This is a genomic window from Pseudonocardia spirodelae, assembly GCF_037727765.1.
Classification (GTDB): Bacteria; Actinomycetota; Actinomycetes; order Mycobacteriales; family Pseudonocardiaceae; genus Pseudonocardia; species Pseudonocardia spirodelae.
Genome location: NZ_JBBJUP010000015.1, coordinates 105,742 through 124,249, shown reverse-complemented (window position 1 = coordinate 124,249; position 18,508 = coordinate 105,742). Strand labels below are relative to the sequence as shown.

General features: G+C 75.2%; 19 protein-coding genes. 10 read left to right on the top strand and 9 right to left on the bottom strand.

Annotated features, from left to right (window positions below):
* Positions 1–61 precede the first annotated feature (61 nt).
* The gene (locus WJX68_RS18575; RefSeq protein WP_340292680.1) at positions 62–316 is read right to left on the bottom strand and encodes a hypothetical protein; all 255 of its coding nucleotides are present in this window, start codon (positions 314–316) and stop codon (positions 62–64) included.
* An 80-nt stretch (positions 317–396) separates the two neighbouring features.
* Here WJX68_RS18575 and WJX68_RS18570 point away from each other — a divergent pair, with 80 nt between their 5' ends.
* From WJX68_RS18570 to WJX68_RS18545, 6 genes are all read left to right on the top strand, one after another.
* Entirely contained in the window at positions 397–1,065 is a 669-nt protein-coding gene (locus WJX68_RS18570) for an alpha/beta hydrolase (RefSeq protein ID WP_340292678.1), read from the top strand.
* A gap of 28 nt (positions 1,066–1,093) precedes the next feature.
* On the top strand, positions 1,094–1,432 hold the full coding sequence (locus tag WJX68_RS18565; protein ID WP_253068382.1) for a hypothetical protein: 339 nt from the start codon (positions 1,094–1,096) through the stop codon (positions 1,430–1,432).
* A gap of 122 nt (positions 1,433–1,554) precedes the next feature.
* Entirely contained in the window at positions 1,555–2,379 is an 825-nt protein-coding gene (locus tag WJX68_RS18560; RefSeq protein ID WP_340292671.1) for an HpcH/HpaI aldolase/citrate lyase family protein, read from the top strand.
* 49 nt (positions 2,380–2,428) lie between these two features.
* Entirely contained in the window at positions 2,429–4,444 is a 2,016-nt protein-coding gene (locus WJX68_RS18555; protein WP_340292668.1) for a dipeptidyl-peptidase 5, read from the top strand.
* Positions 4,445–4,612: 168 nt separating this feature from the next.
* On the top strand, positions 4,613–5,533 hold the full coding sequence (locus WJX68_RS18550) for a S1 family peptidase (protein ID WP_340292666.1): 921 nt from the start codon (positions 4,613–4,615) through the stop codon (positions 5,531–5,533).
* A gap of 80 nt (positions 5,534–5,613) precedes the next feature.
* A complete protein-coding gene (locus WJX68_RS18545) occupies positions 5,614–6,363 on the top strand; it encodes an AAA family ATPase (protein ID WP_340292664.1) in 750 nt (249 codons plus the stop codon).
* A 78-nt stretch (positions 6,364–6,441) separates the two neighbouring features.
* Here the strand turns inward: WJX68_RS18545 and WJX68_RS18540 are convergent, their stop codons facing one another.
* From WJX68_RS18540 to WJX68_RS18525, 4 genes are all read right to left on the bottom strand, one after another.
* Positions 6,442–7,335, bottom strand: a complete 894-nt coding sequence (locus WJX68_RS18540; RefSeq protein ID WP_340292662.1) for an amino acid ABC transporter permease — start codon at positions 7,333–7,335, stop codon at positions 6,442–6,444.
* Positions 7,332–7,979, bottom strand: coding sequence for an amino acid ABC transporter permease (locus WJX68_RS18535; RefSeq protein ID WP_340292660.1), 648 nt, complete (start codon positions 7,977–7,979; stop codon positions 7,332–7,334). The genes WJX68_RS18540 and WJX68_RS18535 overlap by 4 nt, the downstream gene beginning before the upstream one ends.
* A gap of 75 nt (positions 7,980–8,054) precedes the next feature.
* The gene (locus tag WJX68_RS18530) at positions 8,055–8,945 is read right to left on the bottom strand and encodes a glutamate ABC transporter substrate-binding protein (protein ID WP_340292658.1); all 891 of its coding nucleotides are present in this window, start codon (positions 8,943–8,945) and stop codon (positions 8,055–8,057) included.
* A gap of 29 nt (positions 8,946–8,974) precedes the next feature.
* On the bottom strand, positions 8,975–9,703 hold the full coding sequence (locus tag WJX68_RS18525; protein WP_340292735.1) for an amino acid ABC transporter ATP-binding protein: 729 nt from the start codon (positions 9,701–9,703) through the stop codon (positions 8,975–8,977).
* A gap of 122 nt (positions 9,704–9,825) precedes the next feature.
* Here WJX68_RS18525 and WJX68_RS18520 point away from each other — a divergent pair, with 122 nt between their 5' ends.
* Entirely contained in the window at positions 9,826–10,509 is a 684-nt protein-coding gene (locus WJX68_RS18520; RefSeq protein ID WP_340292656.1) for a response regulator transcription factor, read from the top strand.
* Positions 10,510–10,521: 12 nt separating this feature from the next.
* Entirely contained in the window at positions 10,522–11,961 is a 1,440-nt protein-coding gene (locus tag WJX68_RS18515; protein WP_340292654.1) for a sensor histidine kinase, read from the top strand.
* Here the strand turns inward: WJX68_RS18515 and WJX68_RS18510 are convergent.
* Positions 11,955–12,920 (bottom strand): TAXI family TRAP transporter solute-binding subunit, encoded by a 966-nt coding sequence (locus tag WJX68_RS18510; protein WP_340292652.1) that lies wholly within the window; start codon positions 12,918–12,920, stop codon positions 11,955–11,957. The genes WJX68_RS18515 and WJX68_RS18510 overlap by 7 nt on opposite strands.
* 63 nt (positions 12,921–12,983) lie before the next feature.
* Here WJX68_RS18510 and miaB point away from each other — a divergent pair, with 63 nt between their 5' ends.
* Positions 12,984–14,489 carry a tRNA (N6-isopentenyl adenosine(37)-C2)-methylthiotransferase MiaB gene (gene miaB, locus WJX68_RS18505; RefSeq protein ID WP_340292650.1) on the top strand — a complete coding sequence of 502 codons (1,506 nt, stop codon included), beginning with the start codon at positions 12,984–12,986 and terminating at the stop codon, positions 14,487–14,489.
* Positions 14,486–14,932 carry an Rv2732c family membrane protein gene (locus tag WJX68_RS18500; RefSeq protein ID WP_340292648.1) on the top strand — a complete coding sequence of 149 codons (447 nt, stop codon included), beginning with the start codon at positions 14,486–14,488 and terminating at the stop codon, positions 14,930–14,932. Before miaB ends, WJX68_RS18500 begins: the two co-directional genes overlap by 4 nt.
* A gap of 77 nt (positions 14,933–15,009) precedes the next feature.
* Here the strand turns inward: WJX68_RS18500 and WJX68_RS18495 are convergent, their stop codons facing one another.
* The 3 genes from WJX68_RS18495 to WJX68_RS18485 form a co-directional block, all read right to left on the bottom strand.
* Complete coding sequence (locus tag WJX68_RS18495) at positions 15,010–16,554, bottom strand: amidase (protein WP_340292646.1); 1,545 nt, start codon at positions 16,552–16,554, stop codon at positions 15,010–15,012.
* A gap of 86 nt (positions 16,555–16,640) precedes the next feature.
* Positions 16,641–18,065, bottom strand: coding sequence for an ABC transporter substrate-binding protein (locus tag WJX68_RS18490; RefSeq protein WP_340292644.1), 1,425 nt, complete (start codon positions 18,063–18,065; stop codon positions 16,641–16,643).
* 25 nt (positions 18,066–18,090) lie between these two features.
* Positions 18,091–18,465, bottom strand: coding sequence for an ArsR/SmtB family transcription factor (locus WJX68_RS18485; RefSeq protein ID WP_340292641.1), 375 nt, complete (start codon positions 18,463–18,465; stop codon positions 18,091–18,093).
* Positions 18,466–18,508 lie beyond the last annotated feature (43 nt).

Sequence of the window (18,508 nt, the reverse complement as noted above, 5' to 3'; positions counted from 1 at the left end):
CCGGCGGCGGGCGTCGCACCCGCCGTCCGGGGTGCGGCGGCCGCGCGCGGGGTGCGGCGGGTCAGCCCCCCAGCGAGCGGCGGATCTCGGCGAGCCGCTCGGCCGCCCGGCGCTCGCGCTCGGCGAACGCGTCCTCGGCCTCGCGGGCGCGGTCGTCGTCGGCGGCGAGCCCGGCGGCGGCGCCCGCGGTCGCCGCACGGGCCTCGACGGTCTCGCGGACCCGGGAGAACGTCGGCGCACCGGAGTCGGTCCAGCCCGACGCGGGCTCGACCGGGTCGGGCACGGCGGGCTCGGGCTGCGGGGTCGGGTCGCTCATCGGGCCTCCTCGCGGGTGGGTCGCCGACGGTACCCGCGCGCGGCCGATGAGTCCGCCCGCCGGGACCGGTCGTAGTGGACATGACGACGTTCGCGCTGGTCCCCGGGGCGGGGAGCGACACCTGGTACCTCGGCCCGCTCGCCGCGGAGCTGACCCGCCGCGGGCACCGCGCGGTGCCCGCCGAGCTGCCCTGCGACGACGACACCGCCACGCTGGAGACCTACGCCGACGCCGTCGTCGCGGCGGTGGGGAGCGACCCGGGCGACCTCGTGGTCGTCGCGCACTCCTTCGGCGGGTTCAGCGCTCCGCTGGTCTGCGACCGGCTCGCGGTCCGTGAGCTCGTCCTGGTGACGGCGATGGTGCCGGCGCCGGGGGAGTCCGCGTCGGACTGGTGGGAGGCGACCGGGCAGGGCGCGGCCCGGGCCGCGCAGGACGCGCGCGACGGGCGCGACCCCGACGACGTCGTCGCGCTCTTCTACCACGACGTCGACGAGCCGGTGGCCGACGAGGCGCTGCGCCACGAGCGCGCGCAGTCGGCGACGCCGTTCGACCAGCCCTGGCCGCGCGACGCCTGGCCGGACGTGCGGACCCGCTACCTGCTGTGCCGCGAGGACAAGCTGTTCCCCGCCGCGTTCGTGCGCACGATGCTCGCCCGGCGGCTGCGCGGCGTGGTGCCGGAGGTGGTCCCCGGCGGGCACCACCCGATGCTGTCGCACCCCGTCGAGCTGGCGGCGGCCCTGCTGCGGTGACGGCGCGGCGTGCGGCGATGATGGCCGCGTGGCGCGCACGCGGATCCGGGAGCTCGTGGTGGTGCACGACGCGGCCTGCGCCCCCTGCTCGCGGATCGCGCAGGAGCTGCCCGGCTGCGTGACGGTGCGGGTGCGGGCACGGTCCTGCCGGGAGCCGCGGCTCGCCGAGATCTACCCGAACCTGCCCGCCGCCGTCGCGGGCTGCCGGACCCCGGGGGTGGGGGTGCTGCGCACCGACGGGCAGGTCCGCTGGTGGACCGGGCTGCGCGGCGTGGTGGGGCTGGCGCCGGTGCTGCGGCCGGGGGCGCTGCCGGACGCGGTGCGGCTGCTGCGGGAGGCGGTGTCGGCCCGGCGCCGGGACGGGTGAGGGCCCGCGGCCGTCCCGCCGGGCGGCACCGCCGACCGGCCGGGACCCGCCGGCGCTGCCGATCACCGGGCGACCGGAGATGCTGGGCGGGCGAGAGTCGCCGTCGGACCGGAGGAACGCCCGTGGACACCGCCCAGCCCCTCGACCACGGGCCCGCCGTGCTGTTCTGCCCGGGGAACCGGCCCGACCGCTACGCCAAGGCGCTCGCCGCGGCCGACGCCGTCATCCTCGACCTGGAGGACGCGGTCGGCCCGGACGACAAGGACGCTGCGCGCGACGCGGTCGTCGCCGCGCTGGCGGAGCTGGACCGGACCCGGGTGATCGTGCGCATCAACGCGCCGGGCACCGCCGCCCACGACGGCGACGTCGCCGCGCTGGCCGCCCACCCCGGCCTCACGCTGATGCTGCCGATGGCCACCAGCGCCGCCGCGGTCGAGGCGCTGGCCCCGCACCCGGTGATCGCGCTCTGCGAGACCGCGCACGGCGTGCTGCAGGCGCCCGCGATCGCGCGGGCCGCGAACTGCACCGCGCTCATGTGGGGCAGCGAGGACCTGCTCGCCGACCTGGGCGGGCGCACCGGGCGGACCGCCGGCGGCGGCTACGGGCCGGCGCTCACCGAGGCCCGCACCCGCGTCCTCTACGCCGCCCGCGCCGCCGGCGCGGTCCCGGTCGACACCGTCCTCACCGACATCGCCGACACCGACCGCCTGCTCGCCGACGCCACCGACGCCGCGAACGCCGGCTTCGCGGCGAAGGTCTGCATCCACCCCTCGCAGGTCGAGGTGGTGCGTCGCGGGTTCCGCCCGACCGACGCCGAGGTCGAGCACGCCCGCGCCCTGCTCGCCGAGGCGCAGCACCACCCCGGGGTGTTCCGCCACGACGGCGAGATGGTCGACGCACCGGTGCTCGCCCGGGCCCGCGCGACCGTCGCGCGGGCCGGGAGGTAGGGACCCCGCCTACGGGCACCGCGCCCCGGGCATGACTAGCGTGGGCGCCGTGACGATCTCCGGGTACGGGTCGTGGCCGACACCGGTCACGTCCGAGGTGGTGGTGACGGCCGCGGTCCGGCTGGACGAGGTGCGGCCCGACGGCGAGCCCGGGACCGAGGACACCGGCGTGGTCTGGGCCGAGGGCCGGGCCGCCGAGGGCGGCCGGATCCAGCTGGTCCGCCGCACCGACGACGGCGCCCGCGGCGACCTGCTCCCCGACGGCGCGAACGCCCGCACCGCCGTGCACGAGTACGGCGGCGGCGCGTGGTGGCTGCACGCCGGCAGCCCCGGCGCCGTCTGGTACGTCGAGTGGACCGACCAGCGTCTCTACCGCCTCGACCGCGGCGGCGAGCCGGTCGCGCTCACCCCCGCCCCCGCGGTGCCGCGCGGGGACCGCTGGGCCGACGGCGACGTCGCCCCCGACGGCTCCTGGCTGGTCGCGGTCCGTGAGCACCACCACGCCGAGCACACGCCGTCCGCCGAGGTCGTGAACGAGATCGTCCGGCTCGACGCCCGGCGGCCGTCGGTGCCGGAGGTCCTGGTCAGCGGCTCGGACTTCGTCGCCGCACCGCGCATCTCCCCGGACGGCGAGACCCTGGCGTGGCTGTCGTGGGACCACCCGTCGATGCCGTGGGACGACGTGGAGCTGACCGTCCGTGACCTCGCGAGCGGGGAGGACACCGTCGTCGCGGGCGGGCCGGGCGAGTCGGTCACCGAACCGCAGTGGCAGCCCGACGGGTCGCTCACCTTCCTGTCCGACCGCACCGGCTGGTGGAACCTCTACCGCTGGATGCCCGGCCACGACATCGAGACCCTGGTCCGGCTCGACGCCGAGATCGGGGTGCCCGGGTGGGCGCTCGGCGGGTCGCGCTACGCCGTCCTCGACGACGGCCGGGTGGTGTTCGCGCGCTCGTCGCAGGGCTTCGACGCGCTCGCCGTGCGCGAACTCGACGGCCGGATCATCGAGCTGGACACCCCGTTCACCGCGATCGGCTCGGTGCGCGCCGACGGGCCCTACGCGGTGGTCTGCGTCGCCGGGTCGCCCACCGCGGAACCGGGTGTGCACCGGATCGTTCCGGCCCCCGAGGGGGCGGGGGAGCCCGGGGCCGCCGGCGTGCAGACCCTGCGCGCCCCGCGCGACCTGGGCCTGCACCCGGAGACGGTGTCGGTGCCCGAGCCGATCACGTTCCTGTCGTCGGACGCCGCGGGCAGCCCGCGCACCGGCTACGCGCTCTACTACCCGCCGCTGGGCGCGCACGACGCCCCCGCCGGGGAGCTGCCGCCGCTGCTCGTGGTCATCCACGGCGGTCCCACCGGCTCGGCGACACCCGTGCTGTCGGTCGGGGTGCAGTACTGGACCAGCCGCGGGTTCGGCGTCGTCGACGTCGACTACGGCGGCTCCACCGGCTACGGCCGCGCCTACCGCGAGCAGCTGAAGGGCGCGTGGGGGATCGTGGACGTGGCCGACTGCCTCGCCGCGGCCCGCACGCTCGCCGACACCGGCCGCGTCGACCCGGTGCGGATGGCGATCCGCGGCGGCTCGGCGGGCGGGTTCACCACGCTGGCCGCGCTGGCCCGCGCCGACACCCCCTTCTCCGCCGGGGCCGACCACTTCGGCGTCGCCGACCTGGCCGCGCTGGCCCGCGACACCCACAAGTTCGAGTCGCGCTACCTCGACGGGCTGGTCGGGCCGTGGCCGGCGGCCCGGGCCGTGTACGCCGAGCGCTCGCCGCTGACCCACGTGGAGCGCTTCGCCACCCCGCTGATCGTGCTGCAGGGCGACGAGGACGCGATCGTCCCGCCGAACCAGTCGGAGATGATCGTCGACGCGCTGCGCTCGCGCGGTGTCCCGGTGGCCTACCTGCTGTTCGCCGGCGAGCAGCACGGCTTCCGCGCGGCCGCCAACATCCGGCGGGCGCTCGACGCCGAGCTGGCGTTCTACTCCCGGGTCTTCGGTTTCGCGCTGCCGCCGGAGGAGGGCATCGAGCCCGTCGAGATCGACAACGACGACGCCCTCGGGTGACACCGCGACTACGCAACGATTTCTGAGACGGCCGTACTACGCCGAACGGGCTAAGACGAGACTCCCCATTCGGGCGAATCAACGCCAGGATGATCCACATCGCTTCCCCCGGAGCGAACGGGCCGCGACCCCCGTCGCGGCCCGAGGAGCACATCCTGGAGGACCACCGTGTCCCGTTCCCCCCTCCGTGCCCGCGCCGCGGCCGCCGTCGGCGCCGCGGTGCTGCTGACGCTCGCCGTGGCCGGCACCGCGGCCGCCGCGCCCGCCCAGCCGTCGTCGGGTGACCCGCAGGTCGCCATGGCCGAGCTCGACTCCCGCGCCCAGGGCGACCCGAACGCCCGCTCCCGCGGCGTGCCGGCCGCCGTCGCCGGCTGGTGGATCGACCCCGCGACCGAGCAGGTCGTGGTCAACGTCGTCGGCGCGCGCACCGCCGAGACCGACGCCTTCACCGAGGGCATCGACCCGTCGGTGCTGCGGGTGGAGCCGAACTCCGCCCCGGCCGAGAAGTACGCCGACCTGGTCGGCGGGCAGGCGATCCTCGCCCAGGCCGGCGGCCGCTGCTCGATCGGCTTCAGCGCCACCGACTCCGCGGGCACCGCGTACGTGATCACCGCCGGGCACTGCACCGAGCTCGGCGGCACCTGGAACGGCGCGAACGGCACCGCGATCGGGCCGGTCGAGCGCACCAACTTCCCGGGTAGCGACTTCGGCTCGATCCGCGTCGAGAACACCGCGGCGTGGACGCCGTCGGCCCGGGTGGAGAACGGCCCGACCGTGCGCGGCGCGGTGCAGGCCGGCATCGGCGCCGACGTCTGCCGTTCCGGCTCGACGACCGGCTACCGCTGCGGCGTGGTCCAGTCCCGCAACCAGACCGTGAACTACGGCGGCGGCGACGTCGTCTACGGCCTGGTCCGCACGTCGGCCTGCGCCGAGCCCGGCGACTCCGGCGGCACCTACATCACCCCGCAGGGCCAGGCCCAGGGCATGACCTCGGGCGGCAGCGGCGACTGCTCGGTCGGGGGCACCACCTACTTCGAGCCGGTCACCGACGCGCTGGAGGCCTACGGCCTGACCCTGGTCACCGGCTGACCCTCCCGCACCGCACCGCACCGCACGGGGCCCGGACGCGCAGGCGTCCGGGCCCCGCGCCGTCGCTACGGTGGGCGCCGATGCCACGTCCCGCCGCCGGGCACTTCGTCGCCCGCATGACGCTCGACCCCGGCGCGCCGGCCTCGGGCCACCCGTTCGACATCGGCGTCGTCGCGTGGCTGCGCGAGCACGGCGGCCTCGCCCTGTACCCGGGCGTCACGTTCCTGGTGGGGGAGAACGGCTCGGGCAAGTCGACGCTGGTCGAGGCGCTGGCCGTCGCGCTGGGACTGAACCCGGAGGGCGGGTCGCGCTCGTTCCGGTTCGCGACGCGCTCCAGCGAGTCCGACCTCGGGTCGCACCTGCGGGTGGTGCGCCGGCCGGGCCGCGAGCGGACGAGCTTCTTCCTGCGGGCGGAGTCCTACTACAACGTCGCGACCGAGGTGGAGCGGCTCGACCGCGAGCCCGGCGGCGCGCCGCTGCTCCCGGCCTACGGCGGCTCCGGGCACGAGCGCAGCCACGGCGAGTCGTTCCTGGCCCTGCTGCGCCACCGGTTCGGCCCGCGCGGGCTCTACCTGCTCGACGAGCCGGAGGCGGCGCTGTCGGTCACCGGCGCGCTCGCCGTCCTGGCCCGGATGACCGACCTCGTCGCGCAGGGCGGACAGCTCGTCGTCGCCACCCACTCCCCGGTCCTGCTCGCGCTGCCTGGCGCGACGATCCTGGAGATCGGCGACGACGGCGCGATCCGCCGCGTCGGCTACGACGAGGCGCTCCCGGTCCGGCTGACCCGCGGGTTCCTCGCCGACCCGGGCGCCTTCCTGCGCCACCTCTGACCCCGGGCCACCGCCGGCCCCGCGACGAGGACGGGCCCGGGGGACGTGACGTCCTCCCGGGCCCGTGCCCGCACGACCTCAGGCCGCGCCGCCCCCGAACCCGGCGCCCGACGGCATCTGCGGCGCGGTCAGCTCCGGGTCGGCGGGCTTCGCCCCGCCGCTGCGCGGCCCCTGCGACAGGCGCTTCTCCACCAGGCGCGAGACACCGGTCAGGATCAGGCACAGCCCGATGTAGATGACCGCGATGACCAGCGCGACCGGCAGGATCGGCGAGCCCAGCTGGTTCTGGCTGCCCAGGAAGCGCGCCTGGTAGAGCAGCTCGGGGTAGAGGATGATGAACCCGAGCGCGGTGTCCTTCAGGACCACCACGAGCTGCGACAGGATCGTCGGCAGCATCGAGCGCAGCGCCTGCGGGAGCAGCACGCTCGTCATGACCTGGGTCTTGCGCAGACCCAGCGCGTAGGCCGCCTCCCGCTGGCCGCGGGGCACCGCGTTGACCCCGGCCCGGAAGACCTCGGCGAGCACCGAGCCGTTGTAGAGCATCAGGCCGAGCACCACCGCCCAGAAGGCGTCGATCTCGATGCCGAGCCCGCGGGACAGGCCGAAGTACAGGATGAAGATCAGGACCAGCAGCGGGACGGCGCGGAAGAACTCGACGACCGTCGTCGCCGGGACGCTGACCCAGCGGTGGTCCGACAGCCGCCCGGCGGCGAAGAACGCGCCGAAGGCCAGCGACAGCACCGCGGCCACCGCGAACGCGCTGATCGTCGCCCACAGCGCGCCGAGCAGCAGGTACTGGATGCGGACGTAGGTGATCCACTCCCACAGGCGCGGGGAGAACTGCCCGGCCTCGGCGAAGCGCCACACCACGAAGGCGAGCAGCGCGAGCACCACCAGCGAGCCGGCGACGCCGAGGGTCCGGTTGCGCCGGACCGCGGCGGGCCCGGGGACGTCGTAGAGGACCGAGCTCATCGGGCGACACCCCACTTCGCGTCGAGCCGTCGCTGCAGGACCGTCAGCGGCACCACCAGGACCACGAAGATCGCCGCGATCCACAGCAGCCCGACCATGACGTTGTAGCCGCGCTCGGAGAGCACGTTGTAGACGCTGCCGAGCTGGAACACCGCGAAGCCCGAGGCGATCGTGGTGTTCTTCAGCAGCGCGATCTGGATGTTGGTCATCGGCGGGACGACCGCGCGCACGGCCTGCGGCAGCACGATCTGGCCGAGGGTCTGGGTGAAGGTGAAGCCGAGCGCGCGGGCGGCCTCGGCCTGCCCGACGGGCACCGTGTTGATGCCCGAGCGCACGACCTCGCAGACGAACGCGGCCGTGTAGAGCGTCAGGCCGATGCAGGCCAGGGTGAAGAAGGAGAACTCCACCAGCTCCAGGCGCGGGTAGGCGAAGGCGAAGAAGAACAGCACCAGGGTGAGCGGCGTGTTGCGCAGCAGGGTGACGTAGAGGCCGCCGAAGCTGCGCAGGATCGGGACCGGGCTGACGCGCAGCCCCGCGATCAGGGTGCCGAGGACCAGCGAGCCGATCGCCGAGACGACGAACAGCCCGATCGTGCCGACGATCGCGCGCCAGTACACGTCGGCGTTGTCCAGCAGGACGTTCACCGCGGTGCCCTCCTTCCGTACGTCGGGGACGCGGCCGGTCCCCGGGACCACCCGGGGACCGGCCGCGTCACGGGATCAGTAGCGGTCGATCGCCGGCGGCTGGGCCTGGGTGCCGGACTTGCCCAGGGTGCCGTCGTAGATCGTCTTCCAGGTGCCGTCGTCGATCGCGGCCTGCAGCAGGTCGTTGACCTTGGTGCGCAGGGCGGTGTCGTTCTTCGGCAGGCCGATGCCGTAGGGCTCGGAGGAGAACTTCTCGCCGACGACCTTCAGCTGCTCCGGGTTCTGCGAGGCGTAGCCGAGCAGGATCGCGTCGTCGGTGGTGACGGCGTCGACCTGCTTGTTGATCAGCTGGTCGACGCACTGGGTGTAGGTCTGGAACTCGACGATGTTCGCCGCCTCGGTGAGGTTCTGGTCCCGGACCCGCTGGATCGGGGTCGAGCCGGTGACCGAGCAGACCTTCTTGCCCTGCAGCGTCTGCGGGCCGGTGATCGCGTTGTCGTCGGCGCGCACCAGCAGGCCCTGGCCCGCGGTGTAGTACGGCCCGGCGAACCCGACGCGCTGCTTGCGCTTGTCGTTGATCGTGTAGGTGCCGACGTAGTAGTCGACCTCGCCGCGCTCGATGACGTCCTCACGCGCCGCGGACGGGACGACCTTGAAGTCGATCTGGTCCGGGGAGAAGCCGAGACCGCCGGCGACCATCCTGGCGATGTCGATGTCGAAGCCGGTGAACTGGCCGGTGGTGGCGTCGCGGAAGCCGAGGCCCGGCTGGTCGTCCTTCACGCCGACGACCACGCGGCCGCGCTGCTTCATCGCCGCGAACGTCGGCGAGCCGGCGACCTCGACGTTCTGCGCGACGGTCGGGGTGTAGCCCGAGCCCTCGGCGCCCGGTGCGCCCTCCTGGCCGCAGCCGGCCAGGGCCAGGGCGGCGGCCAGGGCGGCCGCCACCAGGATGCGGGTTCTCTTCACGTTCGCTCCGCTCGTCGGGGTGGGGTGGGTCAGTGGGAGAGGATCTTGCCCAGGAAGTCCTTGGCCCGGTCGCTGCGCGGCGCGGTGAAGAAGTCGTCGGGCGTGGAGTCCTCGACGATCTCGCCGTCGCTCATGAACACGACGCGGTGCGCGGCCCGGCGGGCGAAGCCCATCTCGTGGGTCACGACGACCATCGTCATACCCTCCTTGGCCAGCGAGGTCATCGTGTCGAGCACCTCGTTGACCATCTCCGGGTCCAGCGCCGAGGTGGGCTCGTCGAAGAGCATCACCTTCGGCTTCATCGCCAGCGCGCGGGCGATCGCGGCGCGCTGCTGCTGCCCGCCGGACAGCTGCGCCGGGTACTTGTCGCGCTGGTTCGCGATCCCGACGCGCTCCAGCAGCGCCAGCCCGGTCTTCTCGGCCTCGGCCTTGGAGACCCCGCGGACCTTGAGCGGCGCGAGCGTGACGTTCTCGAGGATCGTCTTGTGCGCGAACAGGTTGAACGACTGGAACACCATGCCGACGTCGGCGCGCAGCCCGGCCAGGGCCTTGCCCTCCGCGGGCAGCGCGGTGCCGTCGATCTCGATCGTGCCGGTGTCGATCGGCTCCAGCCGGTTGATCGTGCGGCAGAGTGTGGACTTGCCGGAACCGGAGGGCCCGAGGACGACGACGACCTCACCGCGGGCGACGTCGAGGTCGATGTCGCGCAGCACGTGGAGGTCTCCGAAGTGCTTCTGCACCCCGGCCATCCGCACCATGGGTGTCGTACTGGTCATGCTGCCTCCGGACATGGCGAGAGCCTGGACGGAACGGACATGTGAGTCCACCACCTTGAGGAACCTTTAGGGTCTCGGCCACGTAACGGAAGGGACGGGCGCGGGTGCACATCCTGCTCATCGAGGACGACGACCGGGTCGCCGCCGCGCTGCGTCCGGCGCTGCACCGGCACGGGATGACCACCACCCGGCTCGACCGCGGCCGCGGCGCCGTCGACCACCTCGACGGGGTCGACGTCGTGCTGCTCGACCTGGGCCTGCCCGACGCCGACGGCCTCGACGTCTGCCGGGAGATCCGCGCGGTCTCCGAGGTGCCGGTGCTGATGGTCACCGCCCGCGGCGAGGTCAGCGACCGCATCGCCGGCCTGCACACCGGCGCCGACGACTACCTGGTCAAGCCCTACGACATCGGCGAGCTCGTCGCCCGGGTGCACGCCGTGCAGCGCCGCCGCAAGGTCGGCGACGACGGCTCCGTCGCCCCCGCCGGATCCGCCCCGGTGACGGTCGGCGACGTCCGCGTCGACCCGGAGCGCCACGAGGTCACCGTCGCGGGGGAGCAGGTGGTGCTCACCCGCAAGGAGTTCCAGGTGCTCGCGCTGCTCGCCCGCGCCGACGGCGCCGTCTGCACCCGCGCCCAGATCGTCGCCGAGGTGTGGGGGCGCGGCTGGGCAGGGGCGAACCGGACCCTGGACGTGCACGTGGCGACCCTGCGCACCAAGCTCGGCCGGCCCGAGCTGGTGCGCACCGTCCGCGGCGTCGGGTACCGGTTCGCCGCCACCGAGGACTGAGAGCGCCGCGCCGTGCGCAGCCGGCTGCTGCTCGTCGTGCTGGTCCTGGTCGGGCTGCTGGCCGCCGGACTCGGCGTCCCGCTCGCGCTGACCGCCGCGCAGCGCGCCCAGGAGGAGGTCTTCACCGACCGCCTCACCGACACGATCTCCTTCTCCTCCGCCGCCCAGCGCCCGCTCATCGAGGCGCCCGCCGGCAGCTCCGCGCTGAGCACCTTCACCGCCGAGATCGCCCGCTACGACGAGGTGTACGACGTCGCGGTGCTCGTGGTCGACCGCAGCGGCGCGCTGCTGACCGCGTCGCGGCCGCGCGAGCAGCTGCCCGCCCTCGACGCCTACGCGCAGCAGCGGACCGGGGTCGCGCTCGCCGGGCGGCGCTCGGCGAGCTACCCGCTGCTGATGCCGTGGGAGGACAGCCCGCTGGTGCTGGCCGAGCCCGTGCTCGTCGACGGCGAGGTGGTCGGCGCGGTGGAGACGGTCTCGCCGACCGACGCGCTGCGCGCCGAGACCGTGCGCACCTGGTCGCTGATCGCCGGGGCGGCGGTGTTCGCGCTGCTCGCGGGGATCCTGGTCGCGCTCCCGCTGACGGCGTGGGTGCTGCGCCCGGTGCGCCGCCTCGACCAGGCGATGGGGCGGGTCGGCACGGCGGTGGCCGCCGGGGAGCGGCCCGGCTCGCCGACCCGGCGCAGCGGACCGCCGGAGCTGCGCTCGCTCGCGGGCTCGTTCGACCGGATGACCGAGACCGTGCGCGAGGCGCTCGCCGCGCAGCGCGCCTTCGTGGCCGACGCCTCCCACCAGCTGCGCAACCCGCTCACGGCGCTGCGCCTGCGCCTGTCGAACCTCGACGGCCACGTGCGGGCCGACGCCTCCGACGACCACCTGGCCGCGATGGAGGAGGCCGAGCGCCTGTCCCGGGTGCTCGACGGCCTGCTGGCACTGGCCCGTGCCGAACGCGCCGTCGAGGACCCGGCCGGGGCGGGGGAGACCGACCTCGACGTCGTCATCGCCGAGCGGGTCGACAACTGGCGCCCGCTGGCCGAGCACTCCGGGATCGAGCTGCGCCGCAGCGGCCCGCACGGGCTGCGGGCCGCCATCTCCGAGACGGGCCTGGACACCGTGCTGGACGCGGTGCTCGACAACGCGCTCAAGTACACCCCCGCCGGGCGCCGGGTCCGGGTCGCGACGCTGCGCACCACCGACCTGATCGGGGTCAGCGTCGTCGACGGCGGGCCGGGCATGACCGCCGAGGACCGCGCGCGGGCCACCGACCGGTTCTGGCGCGCACCGGGCCAGACCAACGTCGAGGGCAGCGGGCTCGGCCTCGCGATCGCCGCGCGGACCGCGGTCGCGGCCGGCGGGTCCCTGCAGCTGGGCCCGGCCCCGGGCGGCGGGCTGCGGGTGACGCTGTGGCTGCGCCCGGCCGGGCGGGGACCGCTCGGGCCCGCGGCTCAGTAGCCCTTCGTGGCCCGGTAGAACGCGACGGCGCCCTCGTGCAGCGGGATCGGCTGGGTGCCGATCGCCGAGCGGGAGTCGATCGTCACCGCGGCCGGGCTGGCCTGCGCCAGGCGCGGCTGCTCGTCGAAGGCGGCGCGGATCAGCGCCCGGGCGAGGTCGGCGTCCATCCCGGCGGTGACCAGCAGCGCGTTGCGCACCGACAGGCACGACACCGGGCCGGGCAGCCCGTAGGTGTTCGCCGGGACCGTGGCCACCGAGTAGACGGGGAAGCGGTCGCGCATCCGGTCGAGCGCCGTGCCGAGCTCCAGCAGCCGGATAGGGACCTGCGCGGCGAGCTCGCGGATGCCGTCGGTCGGGACCCCGCCGGACCAGAAGAACGCGTCGATCCGGCCCTCGCGCAGCGCGGCGACGGCGTCGGTGAGGCCGAGCTCGGCGCGCGTGCCGAGGCCGGCGACGCCGATGCCGGCGACGTCGAGCAGCCGGATCGCGATGGGCTGGTAGCCGCTGCCGCCCGGCCCGATCGACACCCGCCGTCCGCGCAGGTCGTCGAGGCCGCGCAGCCCCGAGTCGGCACGGGCGACGACGTGGGTGACGTCGTCGTAGAGGCGGGCGAGCGCCCGCGGCTCGGCGGGTCCGGTGGTGCGCGCGGCGACGTCGGCGGCCACGTCGACCTGGCTGATCGTGACCGTCGCCCGGCCGCTGGTCAGCAGCTCCATGTTCTGGGCGCTGCCCGCGGTGCCGAGCACCTCCGGCGCGGCGGGCAGCCCGAGCCGCTCCCGCCAGATCGCCGACAGGGCGCGGGCCAGGTTGATGTAGACGCCCGGCTGCACCCCGCCCGCGATCACCAGCGGCGACGGCGGCTGCGGCCCCGTGCAGCCGCCGAGCAGTCCCGCGGCGCCCAGCGCGGCGCCGGCGCGCAGCACGGTGCGCCGCGTGAGCGGGACCCCGGACCGGTGCACCCGCCCATCATCCCGCCGGAGGCGATCGCCGGTCGAGCGGCACCGGCGCCTACCCTCGGGGGTGTGAGCCGCAGCTACACCGTGCGCACCTACGGGTGCCAGATGAACGTGCACGACTCGGAGCGGATGGCGGGTCTGCTGGAGGACGCCGGGTACGCCCGCGCCGAGGACCCCGACACCGCCGACGTCGTCGTGTTCAACACGTGCGCGGTGCGGGAGAACGCGGACAACAAGCTCTACGGCAACCTCGGGCACCTGCGCCCGCGCAAGGTCGCGAACCCCGGGATGCAGATCGCCGTGGGCGGCTGCCTGGCGCAGAAGGACCGCGACACGATCACGCGGCGGGCGCCGTGGGTCGACGTCGTGTTCGGCACGCACAACCTGCACGCCCTGCCCACCCTGCTCGAGCGGGCCCGGCACAACGAGCAGGCGCAGGTCGAGATCGCCGAGGCGCTCGAGGTGTTCCCCTCGACGCTGCCGGCGCGGCGCGACTCCGCCTACGCCGGCTGGGTGTCGATCTCGGTGGGCTGCAACAACACCTGCACGTTCTGCATCGTGCCCGCGCTGCGCGGCAAGGAGCGCGACCGGCGTCCCGGCGACGTACTCGCCGAGGTGCAGGCGCTCGCCGCGGACGGCGTGCTCGAGGTGACGCTGCTGGGGCAGAACGTGAACGCCTACGGCTCGGGCTTCTCCGACGGCACGGCGGACCGGTCCGCCTTCGCGGCGCTGCTGCGGGCCTGCGGGGACGTCGAGGGGCTGGAGCGGGTGCGCTTCACCAGCCCGCACCCGCGCGACTTCACCTCCGACGTGATCGCGGCGATGGCGCAGACCCCGAACGTGTGCCCGCAGCTGCACATGCCGCTGCAGTCCGGCTCCGACGACGTGCTGCGCCGGATGCGCCGCTCCTACCGGTCGTCGCGGTTCCTGGGGATCCTCGACGAGGTGCGGGAGTCGATCCCGCACGCGGCGATCACCACCGACATCATCGTCGGCTTCCCGGGCGAGACCGAGCAGGACTTCCAGGACACCCTCGACGTCGTGGAGCGGGCCCGGTTCGCCGCCGCGTTCACCTTCCAGTACTCGAAGCGCCCCGGCACCCCCGCCGCGGACCTGCCCGACCAGCTGCCCAAGGCCGTCGTGCAGGAGCGCTACGAGCGGCTCGTCGCGCTGCAGGAGCGGATCTCCTGGGAGGAGAACCGCGCCCAGGAGGGCACCGAGGTCGAGCTGCTGGTCTCCACCGGTGAGGGCCGCAAGGACGCCGCGACGGCCCGGCTCACCGGCCGCGCCCGCGACGGCCGGCTGGTCCACTTCGCGCCCGGCACCGCCACCGGGATCCGGCCCGGCGACCTGGTCACCGTGCGGATCGACCGCGGCGCCCCGCACCACCTCGTCGCCGACGGCGGGGTGCTGACCCACCGCCGTACCCGGGCCGGGGACGCCGCCGAGGCCGGCGAGCGCCCGTCCGGCGCCCCGACGACACTGGGACTGCCCGCGTTCGGCAAGCCGGCCGAGGAGCCCGCCGCCGCGGGCGCCTGCGGGGTCCCCACCAGCACCGGAGGTGCCCGATGAGCGAGGTCTCGCCGCAGACCCGAGCCGAGATCGAGAGCGCCGGGCGCGGGGTGACCCGGCGGATCGACCCGGGCGGGCGGGCCATGCTCATCGCGGTCGCGATCGTCGCGGCCGTCGCGGCGCTGCTGCTGCCCTGGGTGGCCGGGACGCCGGGCTGGCGGGTGCTGTCCGGCGGGGCGTCGGGGCCGCTGCCGACGCTGTTCTCCTTCACCCTGACCGCGACCGCGATCGTGGTGTCGGCGGCCGCGCTGCTGACCCGGCTGTGGGTGCTGGCGCTGGTCGCCGCCGTTGGGTGCGGGATCACCTCGGTCACCGGGCTGTGGGCGATCTGGTCGCAGCAGACCGGCAACGGCGCCGGGCCCGGGTTCGGGATGGTGCTCGGCGTCGTCGCGGTCGTGCTGCTGACCTTCGTCTGGGCGGGCGCCGCGCTGCGTCGGGACTGAGGGCCCCCGCCCCGCGGGGGCCCCCGCCCCGCGGGGCGCGGCTCGGCGCGGCGCCGGTGCGGGGGCGGGGACCCCGTTCAGTGCGGTCCGCCCACGGTGGTGAGCGCAGGCGGGGCGGGGAACCCGCCGACGGCCTGCTCGAAGGTGTGGGCGACGCGCAGCACGGTGGCGTCGTCGAAGCGCCTGCCGACGATCATCAGGCCTGCCGGCAGCCCGTCGACCGACCCTGCGGGGACGGACGCGGCGGGGTGCCCGGAGACGTCGATCGGGGCGCAGTTGCCGATCATCCCCAGCGCCGTCGGGAGGTAGGTGTCCAGACCGGCGTCGAGGCCGGGCAGCTCCGGCGCGGTGTAGGGCAGCGTCGGCATGACGAGCACGTCGTAGGTGCTCAGCGCGGCGTCGTAGGCGGCGCGGAGCTCGAAGGCCAGGTTGCGGGCCATCGCGTACCAGCGTCCGCCCCCGAGCCCGGCGGTGTAGCTGCCCGACAGCCCGACGAGCTTCACCGTCTTCGACAGCTCGGCGCCGCGCGCGTGCCGCTGCCGGTGGTAGTGCGCGATCAGCTCCGGGTCGTAGAGCCCCGGGTAGTTCATGCCGTAGGCGTTGCCCTCGACCATCTGGTGCGCGGCGCCCTCGGTGGCGATGACGTTCCACACCGCCATGCCGTCGAGGTGCCAGGGGATCGAGACCTCCTCGGCGGTCAGCCCGGCCTCGCGCAGCGTGCCGACCGCGGCCCGTACCGCCTCGTCCACACCCGGGTCGCTCTCCGGCCGGCCGAAGCCCTCGGTGACGACGCCGACCCGCAGCCCGGCCGCCGGCGTGGCGAGCGCGGCGACGTAGTCGACCGGGTCCAGCGCGGTGGGCTGGCGCGGGTCCAGGCCGTCGACGCCGGCGAGCACCCCGAGCATCAGGGCCGCGTCGGCGACGGTGCGGGTGATCGGGCCGAGGTGGTCGATCGTCGCCTCGATCGGGAACGCCCCGGTGTAGGGGACCAGCCCGTGAGTGGGCTTGTGGCCGACCGTCCCGCAGAACGCGCTCGGGATCCGGATGGAGCCGCCCTGGTCGCCGCCGACGGCCATGTCGACGGCCCCGGCGGCGACCAGCGCACCGCTGCCGCTCGACGACCCGCCGGAGATGCGGGTGGTGTCCCACGGGTTGCGCACCGGCCAGGGGCGCGAGGTGAAGCTCGCGCCGGAGAAGCACAGGTCCTCGCAGACCGCCTTGCCGGTGATCGTCGCCCCGGCCGCCAGCAGGCGGGTGGCGACGGTCGCGTCGCGACGCGGGACGAAGCCCTCGACGCTCGCGGAGCCGTTGGTCATCGGCACGCCGGCCAGGGAGATGTTGTCCTTCAGCGCGACGGTGCGCCCGGCCAGCGGCCCGTCGGCGGCACCGGTCACCGAGGTCGTCACGTACCAGCCGCCCAGCGGGTTGTCGGCCGGCTCGGACCACGACCGTTCCGGGGCGTCGGGCGCGGTCGCGCGGTAGAGCTCCTCGACGCGCTCCGACGCGCCCAGGGTCGCGGCGACGGCCGGGCCGAACTCGGCCAGCTCGGCCTCGGACAGGCCGAACGAGTGGTGCCGGTTCAGCTCCGCCAGCCGGGCGGCGTCGGGGGGTGGGATCGACACGAGCACTCCTCACATCCGGGGGATGGGAGGGAACCTAGGAACAGTGCCTGCTCATGTCAATCAGTACTGACGGGTTGACATGACGGTCAGGGGACGTGGACCGGGACGAACCGCGTGCCGTCGGTCGCCACGACGTGCAGCTGCTGGCCGACGGGGGCGTCGTCGCCGTCCAGCGCGATCGTGCCGCGCGGCACGTCGAAGCGGCCGCGGCGGATCTCGTCGGCGACCGGGCCCGGCGCGGTCGTACGGGCCCGGCGGGCCGCCGTCGCCCACACCTGGATCGCCTCGAACATCGACTCGGACAGGGTCGACAGCGGCGGCGCCCACCGGCCGAAACGGGCCCGGTAGCGCTCCAGCAGGGACCCGTTGCGCTCGGTCTGCAGCAGCTGGAAGTACCCGGAGACGGCGTGGATGCCCTCGGCGGCCGCGGGGCCGATCCGCTCCAGCGTGGCCTCGTCCATCGCCGGGCCCAGGCTGACCGTGCGCTCGCGCAGGCCCATCGCGTGCGCCTGCCGCTCGAACGCGGCGCTGTCCGCGCCGACGAAGGTGTTCAGCACGACGTCCGCGCCGGAGGCCCGCACGGCCTCGATCACCGGGGTGAAGTCGCGGGTGCCCAGCGGGGCGAAGCGCTCGCCGACGAGCACGCCGCCGTGCTGGGGCAGCACCGAGCGGGCGACCGCGTGCACGGTGCGCGGCCAGACGTAGGCGTTGCCGGCCAGGAACCAGCGGCGCCCGCCGGCGGCCCGCATGAGGGGCCCGGCGGCCAGCGCGAGCTGGGTGTGCGGGCGCTCGCCGAGCCGGATCCGCAGCCGCGACTCGCCACCGCCCTCGTTCATGTTGGCGAGGATGACGAGCACGTCGTGGCCGGCCAGGGCGGCGGCCACCGCGTCGTAGGTGGCCGAGGTCGTCATCAGCACGATCGTCGAGCAGCCGGCCCGGGCCAGGCGCAGCGCCTCCAGCGCCCCGGTGCCGGGGTCGGTCGCGTCGTCGGCCAGCAGGAGCTCCACCTGCCCGCCGTCGACGCCGCCGTCGCCGTTCACCTCGTCGACGGCGAGCCCCGCCACGTTCGCGACGGCCGCGGCGAACAGGCTGCCCGGGCCGGACCGGCTGGTCAGCACACCGAGCCGGGGACCGGTCGCGACCCGCTCCCGCACCGGCAGCCCGCGCCGCCGCATCACCCACTCCAGGCCGCGCTCGTCGATCTCGGCGTGCAGCCGGATCCGGGTCCCGCCCGGGGCGCGGTCGAAGCGCAGCCGGATCCGGCCCCGCCACGGCTGGTCGTGCTCGATGGTGACGGCGACCGGGCGGCGCAGGTCGCTGATCCGCCCCAGCATCTCCACCGGCGGGCCGCCCCCGACGGGTGCCTGCAGGGTCACGACGGCGCCCACGGCGAGCCGGTCGCAGACGGCCCCGAACAGCCAGCCGCCGTCGTCACCCGTCCCGAACCGGTCGAACACGACCTCCGGGGGGACGGCCGCGAGGTCCTCGACCGTGATCGCCAGCGCGCCCACTACCGCGCCCGGGGTGGGCGCGGGGTCATCCGACGTCCTCCCGCGGGGTGCCCGCGGAGTCGTGCCGTTCGGCCGCGGACCGTGCGTCGCGCAGCGAGCCCTGGAACAGCGAGCGCAACAGCGCGATCACGTCGGCCGCGGCGCCCCGGGAGTCGATCGCGTAGTAGCGGTAGCGCCCGGAACGGCGTTCGGTCACCAGGCCGGCGACCCGGAGCACCCGCAGGTGCGTGGACACCGCCGTGCGCCCGACGGTGGTGATCCGCTCGGCCAGCCCGCCCGCGCTCAGCTCGTCGGTCTCGGACAGCACGGACAGGATCTGCCGGCGCACCGGGTCGGCCAGCGCGTCGAACGCGAGGTCGGCCGGCGCCTGCTCACCCGTCGTGTCACGATCCGATGACATGACCGGAGGGTAGCCGGGCGTCGGCGCGGGTGGGTGCGCGAGC